The organism is Novosphingobium sp. (assembly GCF_037133355.1).
GTDB lineage: Bacteria > Pseudomonadota > Alphaproteobacteria > Sphingomonadales > Sphingomonadaceae > Novosphingobium.
The window spans coordinates 42,969-59,610 of the sequence record NZ_JBAXOI010000011.1 but is presented as its reverse complement, the minus strand read 5'-3'; the positions used below and the strand labels follow the sequence as shown (position 1 = coordinate 59,610).

Sequence of the window (16,642 nt, the reverse complement as noted above, 5' to 3'; positions counted from 1 at the left end):
TGCCTCAGTGCGCGACGGCGGCCGCTGCCGCCTCGTCGATCAGCCGGCCATTGCGGAACCGGTCGAGATTGTAGGGCGCGTTGATCGGGTGGGGCTCATCATGCGCGATGGTATAGGCAAGCAGATCGCCCGCACCCGGGGTCGCCTTGAACCCGCCGGTGCCCCAACCGCAGTTCACATAGAGCCCCTTGACCGGCGTCTTGCCGAGGATCGGTGAACGATCCGGCGTGACGTCGACAATACCGCCCCAGGTCCGCAGCATGCGCATCCGCGTGAAGATCGGGAATATCTCGCAGATCGCCGCCAGCGTGTGCTCCACGATATGGAACGCCCCGCGCTGCGAATAGCTGGTGTACTGGTCGGTGCCCGCGCCGATGACGAGTTCGCCCTTGTCGGATTGGCTCATATAGGCATGCACCGTGTTCGACATGACGACGCAGGGGAAGATCGGCTTGACCGGCTCCGAAACCAGCGCCTGCAGCGGATAGCTCTCCAGCGGGAAATCGAGGCCCGCCATCTTCATCACCAGCGAAGTGCTGCCCGCCGCCGAAACACCCACCCGGCGCGAGGCGATGAAGCCGCGCTCGGTCTCGACGCCCTCGATGGCCCCGTCCGCGCCGCGCCGGATGCCCGTCACCGCGCAGTTCTGGATGATATCGACGCCCAGCGCCGAGGCCGCACGCGCATAGCCCCAGGCCACGCTGTCATGCCTCGCGGTGCCGCCGCGCCGCTGCAGCGCGCCGCCCAGCACCGGATGGCGCGTGCGCGGCGAGATATCGAGCGGCGGGCAATAGGCCTTGCACTCTTCCGGGGTCAGCCATTCGTTGTCGACGCCGTTGAGCCGGTTGGCATGGATGTGCCGCTTGAAGCTCTGCACATCATGCACATTGTGCGCGAGCATCAACACGCCGCGCTTGGAATACATGATGTTGTAGTTGAGCTCCTGGCTGAGCCCGTCCCACAGCTTTACCGCGTGGTCGTAGAGGTGCGCGCTCTCGTCGTAGAGGTAGTTCGAGCGGATGATCGTGGTGTTGCGGCCGGTGTTGCCACCGCCCAGCCAGCCCTTCTCGATTACCGCGACATTGGTGATGCCGTACTTCTTCGCAAGGTAATAGGCCGCGCCAAGGCCATGCCCGCCCGCGCCAACGATTATCGCGTCGTAGCGCGGCTTGGGCGCCTTGTCGGGCCAGTGCTCGGGCCAGCCCTGATGGCTGCGAAACGCCTCGCCGATCAGATTGAAACCGGAAAACCGCTTCATTGTCAGTCGATCCCCAGAGCTGCACGGCTGCGCTCGACGTAGAAGGCCTTGAACGCGTCCACCAGCTTCTCCTCGACCGAATACATGCCAGGACGATAGCCATCGCCCTTGATCCCGGCGTGGTTGACCGCCGAAAGATGGCTGTCCTGCGCGTTGGTCGCGCGCCACACTGCGGCGAGGTTATCGACGTCGTAGTCGACGCCTTCAACAGCATCTTCGTGCACGAGCCAGGTGGTGCGCAGCAGCGTCTTGTCCGGCCCGAGCGGGGTGAGCGAGAACGTCACCACGTGATCGCAGCAGAAGTGGTGCCAGGAATTGGGCTGGGTCCAGACCGAAAGGCTGGTCTGCTCCTGGTCCCCATGCGGCCAGATCAGCTTCTTGCTCGCGGGCTTGCCGTCGAGCGTCTGCGTCACCGCGCCGTTCGCCAGCGGCAGGCGCGCAACGCGGTGCCACCAGTTGTCGGGAAACTCGACGAGATCGTGATAGATGCCCAGTTCCTGCCAGCGCTGGCGTTGCGCCTCCAGCATGGCATCGAAATCAGCGTCATCGACCACATCGTTCTCGCCGTCCTCGGGCAGGCCCTTGCCGAAGCCGTACGTCGAAAGCGACTTCATCAGTTCGGGATGGCTCGCATCGCAGTGATAGCACTCGCGGTTGTTTTCCATCACAAGCTTCCAGTTGGCGGGCTCGATCAGGTCATCCTGCACCGCCACCTTGAGCTTGGTCATGTCGTAGATCGCGATCTGCTCTTCGATATCGGCCTTCACGCGGTCGATCGGCGGCGGATTGTCTGAAAGACAGAGGAAGATCAGTCCGCCGATGTTTTCGAGCGCCACCGGACGTAGGCCGTATTCCGCCTTGTCGAACTCCTCAGGCATATTGCGCGCCGCCAGCAGCTTGCCATCGAGCGCGAAAGTCCACTGGTGGTAGGGGCATACCAGCCGAGCAGATTTCCCGGCACCATCACACAACTTGGCGCCGCGATGGGTGCAGGTGTTGTGGAACGCCTTGATCGCGCCATCCTTGGTGCGCACCACGATCACCGAAGTCTCGCCCAGCTCGAACAGGAAGCGGTCGCCCGGGTTCTTCACGTGCGCCACTGTGCAGGCATAGAGCCAAACCGACTTGAGCAGCACCTCGGTATCGAACCGGTAGGCCTCCTCGCTCACATAGAGCTTCTGCGGCAGGGTGAAGCCGGGCTTATCCTGCTTCAGGCTCTCGGCAATCGCGTCAAAGTGCATCATGGGATCAGCTCCGCAATGCGTTGTTGTCCGGGTCAAACGGCGAGTCCGGGATGATCACCGCGCGGTGCGGCTCGCCCAGGATCACGATTTCCAGTTCCGTGCCGACAGCGGCATGCTCGGGCGCGACCATCGCGAGCGCGAGGCTCTTGCCGCAGCGCCAGCCATAGCCGCCCGAGGTCGCACGGCCAACCAGAACGCCGTCGCGGAAGATCGCTTCCGATCCGCGCGCATCGGCATCGGTCACACCGAAGACTTCAAGCGTAACGAACTGCCACTTGAGGCCCGCTTCCTTGCGCGCAAGCAGCCCCTCGCGGCCCTTGAACGCAGGCTTCTTGAAGCTGACGAAGCGGTCGAGCCCCGATTCCAGCGCGGCATATTCGATCGAAAGCTCGCGCGGGATCAGCTTGTAGCTCTTCTCGATCGCCATCGCGGTCATCGCGCGAATGCCGAAGGGCTTGATCTGGAACTCGGCGCCCGCCGCCATGATCTTGTCGAACAGGTAGTTCTGCATCTCGATCGGGTGATGAAGCTCAAAGCCCAACTCGCCGATGAAGTTCACGCGCAGCAGATCAACCTTGGCCGCGCCGAGCGAGACCGACTGGCCGGTGAGCCAGGGAAACGCCTCGTTCGAAAGATCGCTGCCGGTCAGCTTCTGCAGCACAGCGCGCGACTTTGGCCCCGCGACCACCAGCACGCCCATTGCCGTAGTCAGCCGCTCGAAGCGCACCGAACCATCGGTCGGCAATGCCTTGAGCAGATAGTCCTGGTCATGCCGCTCCAGCGCACCCGCCGAGACGAGGTAATAGGCCTGCGGGCCCTTCTTGTAGACGGTGAACTCGGCGCGCACGCCGCCTGCATCGGTGAGCAGGTACGAGAGCGTCACGCGGCCGATCTTCTTGGGCACAACGTTGGAGAGCAGGCCATTCAGCCAATCCTCGGCACCGGGGCCCGAGATCAGGCACTTGGCGAAGGCCGACATGTCCTGAATGCCGACATGGCTCGTCACGTGGCGGCACTCGTTCCCCACATGCTCGAAGTAGTTCGAGCGGCGGAACGACCACTTCTCGCGGATCGGCTCACCCGGCACGTCAGGGTGGTTGTGGTTGAGAATCACGTCGGGCCGGTCGAGATCGGCGTCGGTAAGCTCATAGCCTTCCGGCGCGAACCAGTTCGGGCGTTCCCACCCGAACACGCTGCCGAACACCGCGCCGAGCGCCTTCATCCGGTCGTAGCACGGCGTGCGGCGCAGCGGGCGCGCGGCCTCGCGCTCTTCGTCCGGGTAGTGCACGGTGAAGACCTTGGCATAGGCCTCCTCGTTCTTTTCGATGAGGTAGCCCTCGCCGGCATAGTCGCCGAAGCGGCGCGGATCGACGCCCATCATGTCGATGCTCGGCTCGCCCTCGACGATCCACTGCGCCAGCTGCCAGCCCGCGCCGCCCGCAGCGGTGATGCCGAACGAGTGGCCTTCATTGAGCCAGAAGTTCTTCTTGCCCCACGCCGGGCCGACGATGGGCGAACCATCAGGCGTATAGGCAATGGCGCCGTTGTAGACCTTCTTCACGCCGACTTCGCCGAACGCAGGCACGCGCGCGATGGCCGAGAGGATGTAAGGTTCAAGCCGCTCCAGCGCGTCCGGAAACAGCTCGTACTCGCTGTTCGCCGCCGGACCCTTCACGTAGCACGCGGGCGCACCGACTTCGTAGGGCCCGAGCAGCAGGCCGCCGGCTTCCTCACGCATGTACCAGCTCGCGTCAGACTCGCGCAGCACGCCCATTTCCGGCAGACCCGCCTTGCGGCGCGCCATGATATCGGGGTGCTGTTCGGTGACGATGTACTGGTGCTCGACCGGCACGACCGGAATATCGAGCCCGACCATCTCGCCCGTCTGGCGCGCGAAGCTGCCGGTGGCGGAGACGACGTGCTCGCAAGTGATCTCGCCCTGATCGGTCGTGACCACCCATTCGCCATTGGCCTTCTGGGTGATGCCCGTGACGGTCGTGTTGCGATAGATCGTCGCGCCGCGCTGGCGGGCACCCTTGGCGAGCGCCTGCGTGAGGTCGGCAGGCTGGATATAGCCATCCGCCGGATGCTGGATCGCGCCGAGCACGCCGGTCATGTCCGCCAGCGGCCAGATCCCCTTGACCTCATCGGGGCTCAGGAAGTTGACCTCGACCCCGATCGTGCTCGCGACCCCGGCGTAGTACTTGTATTCATCCATCCGGTCGCGCGTGGTGGCGAGGCGGATGTTCGAAACGTTCGAGAAACCGACGTTGAGCTCGGTCTCGGCCTCAAGCGAAGGGTAGAGGTCGACAGAGTACTGGTGCAGCTTGCCCACCGAGTACGAGAGGTTGAACAGCGGCAGCAGGCCCGCCGCGTGCCAGGTCGAGCCTGAGGTCAGCTCCTTGCGCTCGATCAGCACAGAGTCGTTCCAGCCGAGCTTGGCGAGGTGATAGAGCGTGCTCACGCCCACCACACCGCCACCGATGACCACTACCCGCGCTGTCGTCTTCATCTCGCCCTCGGCTTTCAGATATCTTGTCAGATCTGCGGTATGCCAGCCCAGCGTGCGCGGCTGAACCGATCATTGCAGCCATCGCAAAGACTAATGCTGGGTATTAGGTCAAAGAACCCCTCCGACCCGCCTGCGGCGGCCCACCTCCCCATTTGCACTTCGTGAAAATGGGGAGGGAAATAGGTCCTCCCCATTTTTGCCAAAGGCACAAATGGGGAGGTGGCAGCGCGGAGCGCTGACGGAGGGGTAATCTCAGCCCACCGGCACCGGCAGCTTGGCCAGCGAATGCGCGCCCCACACCACAACCGCACAGGCCGCCAGCGCCACCCATGGGAGCACCCCCGCCCGCTTCACCGCCGGGCTTTCGGCAAAGTCCTCGGACATAGCCGCCGGAAAGACGCACTTGTCCTGCACGTAATGGCGAAACGCGAAGACAGGCAGGATCAGCAGCACGCCGATCAGGCCGTTGCGCAATGTGCCCGCGCCATAGACATCCGCCCCCGCCCCCATGAAGGCCATGTTGGCGAAGCCCAGCACAGCGCCGAGGGCCAGAAGCCAGGTCGGGCAGCGGAACGGGCGTTCCCAGTTCGGGCGGTCCATGCGGTGGATCCAGCCCGACTGCAGGTTGAGGAAGTTGAACGCCATATAGCAGACGTTGCTGATCATCAGCACCGCGAAGTAGTCAGACGCGAGCATCAGGATGAGGTTGAAGCCAAGGTCGGTCCACATCGCCGCGGTCGGGGCACCGTGGCTGTTCACCCGCCCAAGATACTTCGGCAGCCAGCCATCGACCGCCGCCTGATAAAGCGTGCGCGAGGAGCCCATCATCGAGGTCATCACGATCAGCAGCAGCGAGAGGATCAAGGTGGCGATGAAAATGTTGGCGACGACCACCGCGCCCCCACCCGTCACACCGAGCCCCTTGGTCACGATCGTCGCCAGCGCCAGCGCCACGCCCGAACCATCACCAATGCGCGGGTCCATCATCGCCTCGAGCCCCAGCGAGGCCTGAAACGCCAGCGGCACGAGCGCGAAAATCACGATGCACAGAATTCCCGACGCGATAAGCGCACGCGGCGTATCGCGCGCCGGGTCCTTGAACTCGCGCGTATAGCACACCGCCGTCTCGAACCCGTACGTCGACCAGCCCGCCGCAAACATCGCGGCGGCCATCAGCGTAAGGCCATAACCATCCCACGTGCCGAAATGCGCATTGCCTGCCGCATCGCGTACCAGCGGCAGCAGCGGAAAAAGGTTCTCGGTCGGCAGGTCACCCGTGATCAGCGGCACAAAGCCGACCAGAATGAGCGGCGCAAGGCAGGCGATACCGAGAATCTTCTGCGCCGAAGCCGCCTTGGCCGCGCCGCCGTGCTGCAAGGCAAAGGTCAGCAGCAGAAACGCCGTCCCGATGATCGAAACGGCATTGATCCGCAGGGTCAGCTTGTCGCGGATAAAGCCCAGATCGAGCAGCGTAATGTGCCAGGTGTTGAGCGCGCTGTCCGGCGCGAAGAGGCTCGCCATGATGTAGCCCGCGGCCAGACTGGTGCCCAAAGTCAGCACCGGTGACCATGCCAGCCAGTTGCACCACACCGAAATCGGCGCAACGAACTTGGAATAAGGCAGCCAAGCCGCCGCGCCGTAGACCGAGGCACCGCCCGACTTGTGGGGATAGAGCCCGGCGATCTCGGCGTAGACGAAGCTCTGCAGGAACCCCATCATGATCGAGGCGATAAAGATCACCCAGCTCGGCTGGCCGATCATCGTGGCAATCCCGCCGATGGTGAGCAGAACGCCCGCCGGCACCCCGCTCGAAGCCCAGAACGCGCCCTTCCAGTCGAGCGAGCGGTGGAGCTGGCCGCTCTCCTCGACTCCGCCGACATCGGTGATCGCGGCGCCGCTCATCGTTGCGACGTCTCCCAATCAGGTGCGACGAAATAGGGCGCATTGGAGGGTGCCAGAAGGTCGCGCCCAAGGATATGGTCCGCGCCCTTCTCACCGATCATGATCGTCGGCGCATTCAGGTTGCCGGTGGTGACCGAGGGCATGACCGAACTGTCGACCACGCGAAGACCCTCGACCCCGATCACCCGCAGTTCGGGATCGACCACCGCCATCGGATCATCCACCGCGCCCATCTTGCAGGTGCACGAGGGGTGATAGGCGCTCTCGACTTTCTGGCGCACGAAGGCGTCGATCGCGTCGTCGCTGGTCACGTCCGCGCCGGGCTGAATCTCGCGGCCCCGCCAAGGCGCGAACGCCGGCTGCTGGAAGATCTCGCGCGTAAGCCGCACGCAGGCGCGCATCTCCTCGATATCGTCGGGATGCGTCATGTAGTTGAAGCGGATCACCGGCTTGTCCGCCGGATCGGCGCTGCGCAGCGTGACGGTGCCCCGGCTTTTCGAACGCATCGGGCCGACGTGGGCCTGAAAACCATGCTCGCTCGCCAGCGAATTGCCGTCGTAGCTGACCGCCATCGGGAAGAAGTGGTACTGGATATCGGGATAGCGGATGCCCGCCTTGCTCCGGATAAACCCGCAGGTCTCGAAGTGGTTGGTCGCGCCCAGCCCCGATTTCAGGAACAGCCACCGCGCGCCGACCAGGCCTTTGCCCAGCAGGTTGGCGTACTTGTAGAGCGTCACCGGCTGAGTGCAGGCCATCTGGAAATAGAATTCAAGGTGGTCCTGCAAGTTCGCACCGACCCCCGGCCGGTCCGCCGCGATCTTGATCCCGTGCCGGGCCAGTTCCTCCGCCGGCCCAATCCCGGAAAGCTTCAGCAGCTGCGGCGAGTTGATCGGCCCGCCAGCAAGGATCACCTCGCGGCCCGCCTTCACGATGGACCGCTTGCCGTACCGCTCGATCTCGACGCCGACCGCCCGCTTGCCTTCGAGCACCACCCGCGTCGCCAAGGTATGCTGGAGCACCGTCAGATTGGGCCGCCGCATCGCCGGGCGCAGATAGGCCTTGGCCGCCGAGCAGCGCTCGCCATCGCGCACCGTCATGTCCATCCGGCCGAAGCCTTCCTGCCGGAAGCCGTTGACGTCGTCGGTCAGGCCATAGCCCGCCTGCTTGGCCGCATCCAGCCAGGCCTGGTTGAGCGGGTTCTGCAAGGTGCCATAGCGCGTATCGAGCGGCCCATCGCTGCCGCGATACGCGTTGCCGCCCTCGTCGCGCCGCTCCGCGCGGCGGAAGTAGGGCAGCACCGAGGCGTAGTTCCAGCCCCGCGCGCCTTCTTCTTCCCAGCGCTCGAAATCGAGCGGATTGCCGCGAATGTAGACGAGGCCATTGATCGAGGACGAGCCGCCCAGCCCCTTGCCGCGCGGGGTATGCAGCACGCGGCCATCAAGGCCCGGCTCGGGCTCGCTTTCGTAATGCCAGTTCCACCGCGCGGTGTTCATCGGGATGGCGAGCGCGCTCGGCATCTGGATGTAGATCGACTGGTCCGATCCGCCGAATTCCAGCACCAGCACCTTGTGCTTGCCGTCCGCCGAGAGCCGGTCGGCCAGCACGCAGCCGGCAGAACCGGCGCCCACGATTATGTAATCGAACTCCCCGTCAGTAAGGGGCATCGATCGGCTCCATCGCGACATAGACGCTCTTGAGGCGGGTGAAATGGTGGATCGCCTCGCGGCTGTTTTCAAAGCCGATGCCGGACTGCTTGAACCCGCCGAACGGCATTTCGACCGGGCAGATGTTGTAGGTGTTGATCCAGCACGATCCTGCATCGAGCCCCGCGATCACGCGGTGGGCGCGGGTCAGGTCCTTGGTGAAGACCCCGGCGGCAAGGCCGAACTCGGTATCATTGGCCCGCGCGATCACTTCCTCTTCGCTGTCAAACGGCAGCACGGTCATCACGGGCCCGAAGATTTCCTCGCGAACCACGGTCATGTCGTCGGTGCACGCGGTAAACACCGTCGGTGCAACATAGAAGCCCGCCGCAGGAACGCCCTCGGTCACGCGGTGGCCGCCGGTCAGCACTTCGGCGCCTTCCGCCTTGCCCTTCTCGATGTAGCCCATGACCTTGTTCAGATGCGCTTCGGAAATCAGCGAGCCCATCTGCGTGGCCGGGTCCATCGGATCGCCCAGCTTGATCCGCTCCGTCCGCGTCTTCAGGCTTTCGAGGAACTGCGGCAGCACGCTGCGCTCGACGAACACCCGCGTGCCGTTCGAGCAGACTTCGCCCGCCGAGTAGAAGTTGGCCAGATGCGCGCCCGAAACAGCATTCTCGATGTCGGCATCCGCGAACACGATCAGCGGCGACTTGCCGCCCAGTTCCAGCGTCACGTTCTTGAGCGTCGCCGCCGCGCCCGCCATGATCCGCTTGCCCGTCGGCACGCTGCCGGTGAGCGAGATCTTGGCAATTCCGGGATGCTCGGTGAGCAGCGCGCCGGTTGCGCCGAAGCCGTGGAGCACCTGAAACAGGCCTTCCGGCAGCCCGGCCTCAAGATAGATCTTCTCAACCTCGATCGCGGTGAGCGGGGTCAGTTCCGAAGGCTTGAAGATCACCGCATTGCCGCAGGCCAGCGCGGGCGCCGATTTCCAGCAGGCGATCTGGATGGGATAGTTCCATGCCCCGATCCCCGCGCAGACCCCCAGCGCCTCGCGCCGGGTATAACCGAACGCCGCCGGGCCCAGATCGAGATGCTCGCCCGCAATCGTCGGCGCGATCCCCGCGAAGAATTCAAGGCAATCCGCGCCCGAGACGACATCGACGACGAGCGTTTCCTGGATGGGTTTGCCTGTATCGCGCGTTTCGATGGCGGCGAGTTCGTCATTCCGTTCGCGCAGGATATCCGCCGCGCGCCGCAGGATGCGCCCGCGCTCGGTACCTGTGCGCTTGGCCCACTCCTTCTGCGCAGCCGCCGCCTTGGCGACTGCCGCGTTCACTTCGGCCTCGCCCGCGATAGGAAGCGTCGCCAGCACTTCGCCGGTCGCGGGATTGGTGGTCTGGAAGGTCTGGGTCATGGGTTGGTATCGCTGTTCCCGATTGAGAGGAAAACCCCTCCGACCCGCCTGAGACGGGCCACCTCCCCATTTGTGCCTGCGGCAAAAATGGGGAGGGTAAAAAAATCCTCCCCATTCTCACGAAGTGCAAATGGGGAGGTGGCAGCGCGAAGCGCTGACGGAGGGGTAATCGTCTGCTTACTTCCCGAAGTGCCACACGGCGTTCACACCCCAGGTGCGCGGCTTGCCATAAACGCCAAGCACATCGCCCCAATAGGCCGAACCATCAAAGGCATAGGTGCGGTACTGGCGCTCGAACACGTTGTTCACGAACACCGCGAGATCGACGTTGGAGCCCTTCGGCGTCAGCCCTACGCGAACGTTCTCGACATGGTAGGCCTTCTCGCGCTCGACCGGCGCGCACATCACCGAGTAGCAGAACTTGCCGGTGTAGAGCCCATCGGCCTGCAGCGAGGCACGGCCGATCCCGGTGTCGAACTCGTAACGCACCAGCGCATTGCCGGAGAAGCCCGGGGCCTGCGGCAGGTTGCTCGTCTTCACCGTCACGCCGTCGGGCAGCAGCACGTTCTTCACTTCGCTATCCTGGACCGCGCCCGAAAGCTGCAGCGTCAGGCCCGGGATCGGGTGGCTGGTGATGTCCGCCTCGATGCCCTTGATATTCGCGGGCAGGTTGCGAACCACCTGCGCCGCGAAGACCTGCACAAAGGCCTGGTAGTTCTTGTAGTCATAGTAGAACGCCGCAAGGTTGAACTGCGTGTTCCCGGGCAGCTTGGCCTTCAGGCCCACTTCGTAGGCGTTCAGCGTTTCCGGCCGGTAGGGGATGTTATTAATCGTATCAATCAGCTGGGTCGGAAACGGCGTGCCGGTCGAGAAGGTAAACCCGCCCGACTTCGAACCGCGGTTGTAGCTGGCATAGATCAGCGTACCCGGCGTTGGCTTGTAGTCGATTTCCGCGCGGGCCGTCACGCCGCTGAAGCTGGGCGTCGCAGCGGCCGGCGTTACGGTGACGCCCGAGGCGGCCCCGCTGCCATAGCTCCACGAACCCGGCGTAACCGTGCCGGTGTTGTCGGTGTACGAGATGTCGTTCGGCCCGAAATGCAGCGAGAGCGCATAGGGGCCAACCGGCGATTCAGCCGTGTAGTCGCCGCGCTTCTTGTCATGCCAGTAGCGCACGCCGCCGATCAGCTTCCACTGGTCGCTGATCTTGAATTCGTCCTGCGCGAAGAACGCGAAGCTCTCGGTGCGCTGGGTGAAGCGGACGCGCGGATCATAGCCGTCGAAGGGCGTTGCGTACTTCGCGCGGAACTTGCCATCGATGATCATGCCGAAGCCGCCGATGGTCAGGTAGTTGCTGCCAAGCGTGGCCGCAGCGCGCAGTTCCTGCGTGTACTGGTTGGTCCGGGCATCCTGATAGAACACCGTGCCACTCTCGTAGCAGGTCACGCTCTGCGCCGGAGCCGGGCACGGCCCGGGCGAACGCGGTGCGCCGAATTCGACATAGGGCAGCTCGGGCTGGCCGTCGCCGCTCTCGATGTAGAACTTCTTGAGATGCGTGTAGTCGGTGATCGAGGTCACGTCGAACACGCCGAGCTTGGCATCAATCCGCAGCGAGGCGCCGAACACCTTGCGATCGACATAGGCATCGCCCGTGCCTGCCGTGCGCCAGGGATTGCCGCCCTGCGAAGGCGTGATCGACGGGTTCTTGTAGCCGCTGCCGGTGGTGCCGACGGTGCCCCAGTAGGCGCAGGCTTCGTTCTCGCCGAGGAACTCGCCCTGGAACTGCGCATTCGGGCAGGCGGGCGCGAGGGTGTAGACACCGGCCTGACGTTCCTTGTCGGCCTGCGTGTAGCGGACCGTCAGCTTGGCCTTGAAGTCGCTGCTCGGCTCCCACTTCAGGATGCCGCGCATCGCCCAGTGGTTGTCCGCGCCGCGGTCAGGCTGTCCGGGGGTGATGTTCTTGAGATAGCCGTCATCGCGCGAATACTGGCCCGAAATGCGCGCCGTCAGCGTGTCGGACAGAGCGCCCGAAAGCGCGCCTTCAAGGATCGTCTGGTTATAGCGGCCGTATGTCGCCGAGAGATACCCGTCGAGGTCCTTGGTCGGCTGAGCCGAAATGAACTGCACCGCGCCGCCCGTGGCGTTACGGCCAAACAGCGTGCCCTGCGGCCCGCGCAGCGCTTCGACGCGCGCAAGGTCGAACACCGGGAAGCTCGCTGTGGTGATCGATGAGGTATAGCTGTCGTCCTGATAGACCGCGACCGGCGGTTCCTGCTGGTCGCCGTAGTCGTTCTGCGAAACGCCGCGGATGTTGTAGACCACCTGGCTCGAGCCATAGGCGTTGAACTTGAGGTTCGGGATCGCCCGCACCACATCAGTTGCGTTGGTGATGTTGAGCGCCTTGATGTCCTTGGCGCCAACCACGCTCACCGCGATGCCGACGTCGTTGGCCTTCTGCTCGCGGCGCTGTGCGGTGACAACGATCTCGCCTGCCGCGATGGCCGGTTCGGCCGTCGCTGCGTCGCTGGACCCGCTTGCCGCGCTCTGCGCGGCGGCTGGTGCCGCCATGATCAGGGCCAGCGTGATGGCCGCAAGGGCCGTGCCTGCCTGCATGGCAGTGCGGATGGTGCTCATATCGTTCGTGTTCATGTGCTTTCTCCCCGAAGACCAGCGTCCCTCCCGCTTCTCCAGATGCGCCACGAGTGCCCCAAGCTCCGCAGCGGCGCAAGCCGCAGCGCGCCAGCGTGACAGGCCGCGCTTCTCCGGTAGAGGTGATTTTCCGAAATTCGTCAATATCTTGGGGTATAATGCAACACATCAATTCCACTGATATTGATCATAAGATGTCGGAATGATTGGGTGGAAAGGCTTCCGGGATCAACCCTAGGCCGCGCGCGCCATCCGGGCCGCCTCCATTATCCGCGCCAGTTCGCCTGCAAGCGCGTCGATCCGCACCGGCTTGACGAGGTGGCCCTGCATCCCCGCCGCGCGGCAGGCCTCGATATCCTGGGCAAAGCCATTCGCGGTGACCGCAATCACCGGCATGTCGGCAGCTGAATGGCCGGCCTCACGCAGCGCCTGTGTCGCCGCGCGGCCGTCCATGCCGGGCATCAGCAGGTCCATCAGCACTGCATCGAAGCACCGCCCGCTGATCTGGGCCTTGCGCACCGTGTCGAGCACCTCGTCCCCGCGCGTCACCACCACGTGGCTGTGCCCGAGACGTTCCAGCATTGCGCCGATGATCAGCTGGTTGGTGCGATTGTCTTCCGCCACCAGCAGATGCAGCGGTGCCATGGTCGGCCGCTCGGGAGTGGCGGCAGCCGGGGCCGGGAGGCTCGGCTCCACCCCGGGCAGGACCAGCGGCATCCGCAGCATGAGCCGGGTTCCCTTGCCGGGAATGCTGCTCAGCGTCAGCGTGCCGCCAAAGGCCTCGGCAAGGCGGCGCGAGATGGCAAGGCCCAGGCCGGTACCGCCGAAGCTGTCCGCGGTTCCGGCATCGGCCTGGGTGAACTCGTCGAAGACCCGCGCCTGCAAGCTCTCCGCAATCCCGATGCCGCTGTCATCCACCGCGATCACCAGCGTGCCGTCCCCGGCATCGTCCTCGCCCCGCTCAACCGCTGCCTCGAGCCGAACGTGGCCGCTCTCGGTAAACTTGACCGCATTGCCGATGAGGTTGGCAAGGATCTGGCGCAGGCGCAGACTGTCGCCCACGATCCGGCGCGGCACATCGTCGGTCATCGCCAGTTCGAGCGCCAGCCCCTTGCGCATCAGCGCCTATGGCCGCTTCTGCGAGCAGAAGGGCTTCGACACGCTGGTCAGGGCCGTTCGCGCGGGCTGGTTCGGCGATTGCGAGCTGCTGCTCGGCGGTTTCGGCCCCCAGGCCACGCTGCTGCGCGCGCTCGCCGGTGATTGCGCACAGATCCGCTTCACCGGGCGAGTTGAGCGCGTCGCCGACTTCCTTGACGCGTGCGACGTGGTCGCCGTGCCTTCACGCTGGGAAGCCTACGGCATGGTCGCAACCGAAGCGCGTGAAGCTGGCCGGCCGATCCTTGTCTCCCCCGTAGATGGCCTGCCCGAACAGGCCGAGGGCGCAGGGCTGCTGGTCGATTTCACCGATCCCGAAAGCATCGCCCAAGCCTTGGCGCAGATCACGGCGCGCGGATTGCAGCCGATGGCGGCCGCGGCCCGGCGCCAGACCGCCGACAGCGCCCGCCGCACGCGCGAGGACTGGACCCGGCTGCTGGAACCTCAGCTTTCGAGGAAAAGCTCCGCCGCCGCATCGATGATCGCATCGGCATCGAGCCTGTAAGTGCGGTAAAGGTCGGGCAGGTCGCCGGTCTGGCCGAACCGGTCGACCCCCAGCGGGCTTACCCGCATGCCCTTGACTGCGCCCAGCCACGACAGCGCTGAAGGCGAACCGTCGATCACGGTCACAAGCCCGGCGCGAGGCGAGAGCGTGCCGAGCAGCGTCTCCACGTGGCTAGGCTCTGGCCGTTTGCCCGTCCAGCGCGCTGCGCGCCGGGCCGACCAGCCGCGGTGGAGCAGATCAGGCGAAGTCACATTGAGCAGGCCCAGCCCCGGCAGGTCCTCGCCGAGCGTCTCCCACGCCGCAATGGCCTCGGGCGCAATGGCACCGGTGAAGACCACCGCCGCCTCGGCCCCCGACGCGGGCTTGCGCAGCCAGTAGGCGCCTTTGAGCGCATCGGCTTCCCAGCTCTCGTCAGCCCGCTCTTCCTGCCGGATCGAGCGGGTGCTGAGCCGGAGATAGACCGAACTGCCGTCGGCTTGCTGCATATGATCGAAGGCATGGCGCATGAGCAGTGCCACTTCGTCGGCAAAGGCCGGTTCGAAGTAGTCGAGGTTGGGCTGGCCCATCCCGATCAGCGGCGTGTTGATCGACTGGTGCGCACCGCCTTCCGCACCCAGGGTCAGGCCCGAAGGCGTCCCGACGAGCAGGAACCGCGCATCCTGATAACAGCCGTAGTTCAGCGCATCGAGCCCGCGCGCGATGAAGGGATCATAGACCGTCCCCACCGGCAGCAACCGCGTCCCGAAATGCGGCGCAGAAAGACCGAAGGCGGCGAGCACGAGGAAGAAGTTGGTCTCGGCAATCCCCAGTTCGACATGCTGACCGGCCGTATTGCCCACCCATTTCTGCGCGGAGGGTATGCGCGCGGCCTGGAACACGTCCTTGAGCTCGCTGCGGCGAAACAGCCCGCGCCGATTGACGAAGCCGCCGAGATTGGTGGTCTGCGTCACGTCGGGCGCGGTCGTCACGATGCGGTCGCCCAGCGGATCGCCGGGCCGTGCGAGGTCCATGAGAATGCGCCCGAAAGCGCTCTGGGTCGATTGCTCCTCGCCCTCGGGCACCGGCAGCCGCGCGGGCACCGGAATCGCCGGCGGGCTGTGCTCGGGCCCCTTGGCGCCAAGCGCGCTTGCCTCGACAAAGGCCTTCAACTGCGCCGCCGCATTGGCGCCGAGCCCGCCATAGGGCTCCCACTCCTCGCCCTCGGCAATGTTGAGGCTTGCGCGCAGACCTTCGATCTGCGGTGCGTTCATCATCCCCGAATGGTTGTCCTTGTGCCCCGCCAGCGGCAGGCCATAGCCCTTGACGGTATAGGCAATGAACAGCGTCGGCTTGTCATCATTGGCCTCGGCAAAGGCCTCGACCAGCGTCTCGGCGCAATGCCCGCCAAGGTTCGTCATCAGCTGCGCGAGCGCGGCATCGTCAAAGCTCTCGATCAGCGCGCGCGTGGCCGGCTGATCACCCAGATCCTTCAGCAGCCGCTCGCGCCAGGCCGACCCGCCCTGATAGGTCAGGGCTGCGAACTCGGCATTGGGGCAATTGTCGATCCAGTCCTCCAGCGCCTGCCCGCCGGGCCTTGCGAAGACCGCCTTTTGCAGCTTGCCGCTTTTCAAGGTGATCACCCGCCAGCCGCAGGTCTCGAAGATATCGTCGAAGCGGCGGAACATGCGGTCTGCCGTGGTGGCATCCAGGGACTGCCGGTTGTAGTCGACCACCCACCAGCAATTGCGGATATCGTGCTTGTAGGCCTCGATCAGGCACTCGTAGATATTGCCTTCATCGAGCTCGGCATCGCCCATCAGCGCGATCATGCGGCCTGCATCGGCCTCGGCCATATGGCCCTGCGCAATGCAGTAGTCCTGCACGAGGCTGGCGAACGCGGTGATCGCAACGCCGAGCCCCACCGAGCCTGTCGAGAAATCGACCGGAATCTGGTCCTTGGTGCGCGAGGGATAGCTCTGCATGCCGCCGAGCCCGCGAAAACGCTGCAGCTGCTCGAGTGACTGGTTCCCCAGCATGTAATGGATCGCATGGAGCAGCGGACCCGCGTGCGGCTTCACCGCCACCTTGTCCTGCGGGCGCAGCGCATGGAAATAGAGCGCGGCCATTATCGTGGACATCGAGGCGCAGCTTGCCTGATGGCCGCCCACTTTCATGCCGTCGCGCTTGGGCCGCAGGTTGTTGGCATTGTGCACCGTCCAGGCCGAAAGCCAGCGCAGCCGCGTGTCGAGCGCTTCGATGGACGGAATGAGATCACTGCGGGGATCGGCAAGAACGGCGGTCATGGCAGGCTTTCGAATCCGGCGTGGTAACGTGGAATATAGCGGGAGGTGCGACACAGCGTCTTGCGAAGTGTGCCTCAC

The 16,642-nt window shown here is 64.8% G+C and carries 10 protein-coding genes; 1 reads left to right on the top strand and 9 read right to left on the bottom strand.

What is annotated here, in order from left to right; translation table 11 throughout:
* Positions 1 to 4: 4 nt before the first annotated feature.
* The 8 genes from WCL10_RS12350 to WCL10_RS12315 form a co-directional block, all read right to left on the bottom strand.
* Complete coding sequence (locus tag WCL10_RS12350; RefSeq protein ID WP_336895949.1) at positions 5 to 1,258, bottom strand: sarcosine oxidase subunit beta family protein; 1,254 nt, start codon at positions 1,256 to 1,258, stop codon at positions 5 to 7.
* A gap of 2 nt (positions 1,259 to 1,260) precedes the next feature.
* Entirely contained in the window at positions 1,261 to 2,502 is a 1,242-nt protein-coding gene (locus tag WCL10_RS12345; RefSeq protein WP_336895948.1) for an aromatic ring-hydroxylating dioxygenase subunit alpha, read from the bottom strand.
* A 4-nt stretch (positions 2,503 to 2,506) separates the two neighbouring features.
* Positions 2,507 to 5,014 carry an FAD-dependent oxidoreductase gene (locus WCL10_RS12340; protein WP_336895947.1) on the bottom strand — a complete coding sequence of 836 codons (2,508 nt, stop codon included), beginning with the start codon at positions 5,012 to 5,014 and terminating at the stop codon, positions 2,507 to 2,509.
* A 252-nt stretch (positions 5,015 to 5,266) separates the two neighbouring features.
* Entirely contained in the window at positions 5,267 to 6,934 is a 1,668-nt protein-coding gene (locus WCL10_RS12335; protein ID WP_336895946.1) for an APC family permease, read from the bottom strand.
* Positions 6,913 to 8,580, bottom strand: a complete 1,668-nt coding sequence (gene betA / locus WCL10_RS12330; RefSeq protein WP_336895945.1) for a choline dehydrogenase — start codon at positions 8,578 to 8,580, stop codon at positions 6,913 to 6,915. Before betA ends, WCL10_RS12335 begins: the two co-directional genes overlap by 22 nt.
* Positions 8,567 to 9,976, bottom strand: coding sequence for a betaine-aldehyde dehydrogenase (gene betB / locus WCL10_RS12325; RefSeq protein WP_336895944.1), 1,410 nt, complete (start codon positions 9,974 to 9,976; stop codon positions 8,567 to 8,569). The genes betA and betB overlap by 14 nt, the downstream gene beginning before the upstream one ends.
* 177 nt (positions 9,977 to 10,153) lie before the next feature.
* Positions 10,154 to 12,622 (bottom strand): TonB-dependent receptor, encoded by a 2,469-nt coding sequence (locus tag WCL10_RS12320; protein ID WP_336895943.1) that lies wholly within the window; start codon positions 12,620 to 12,622, stop codon positions 10,154 to 10,156.
* A gap of 234 nt (positions 12,623 to 12,856) precedes the next feature.
* Complete coding sequence (locus WCL10_RS12315; RefSeq protein WP_336895942.1) at positions 12,857 to 13,741, bottom strand: ATP-binding protein; 885 nt, start codon at positions 13,739 to 13,741, stop codon at positions 12,857 to 12,859.
* Between WCL10_RS12315 and WCL10_RS12310 the strand changes: the two genes are divergently transcribed.
* On the top strand, positions 13,734 to 14,282 hold the full coding sequence (locus WCL10_RS12310) for a glycosyltransferase family 4 protein (protein WP_336895941.1): 549 nt from the start codon (positions 13,734 to 13,736) through the stop codon (positions 14,280 to 14,282). The genes WCL10_RS12315 and WCL10_RS12310 overlap by 8 nt on opposite strands.
* On the opposite strand, the gene WCL10_RS12305 is transcribed toward WCL10_RS12310, so the two are convergent.
* Positions 14,222 to 16,564 (bottom strand): transketolase, encoded by a 2,343-nt coding sequence (locus WCL10_RS12305; protein WP_336895940.1) that lies wholly within the window; start codon positions 16,562 to 16,564, stop codon positions 14,222 to 14,224. The genes WCL10_RS12310 and WCL10_RS12305 overlap by 61 nt on opposite strands.
* Between the last annotated feature and the right edge of the window lie 78 nt (positions 16,565 to 16,642).

Bases quoted from the DNA above. Each gene is read 5' to 3' on its own strand.
- betA (WP_336895945.1), bottom strand. From the start codon at position 8,580: ATGCCCCTTACTGACGGGGAGTTCGATTACATAATCGTGGGCGCCGGT.
- WCL10_RS12320 (WP_336895943.1), bottom strand. From the start codon at position 12,622: ATGAACACGAACGATATGAGCACCATCCGCACTGCCATGCAGGCAGGC.
- WCL10_RS12340 (WP_336895947.1), bottom strand. From the start codon at position 5,014: ATGAAGACGACAGCGCGGGTAGTGGTCATCGGTGGCGGTGTGGTGGGC.
- WCL10_RS12345 (WP_336895948.1), bottom strand. From the start codon at position 2,502: ATGATGCACTTTGACGCGATTGCCGAGAGCCTGAAGCAGGATAAGCCC.
- WCL10_RS12350 (WP_336895949.1), bottom strand. From the start codon at position 1,258: ATGAAGCGGTTTTCCGGTTTCAATCTGATCGGCGAGGCGTTTCGCAGC.
- WCL10_RS12305 (WP_336895940.1), bottom strand. From the start codon at position 16,564: ATGACCGCCGTTCTTGCCGATCCCCGCAGTGATCTCATTCCGTCCATC.
- betB (WP_336895944.1), bottom strand. From the start codon at position 9,976: ATGACCCAGACCTTCCAGACCACCAATCCCGCGACCGGCGAAGTGCTG.
- WCL10_RS12315 (WP_336895942.1), bottom strand. From the start codon at position 13,741: ATGCGCAAGGGGCTGGCGCTCGAACTGGCGATGACCGACGATGTGCCG.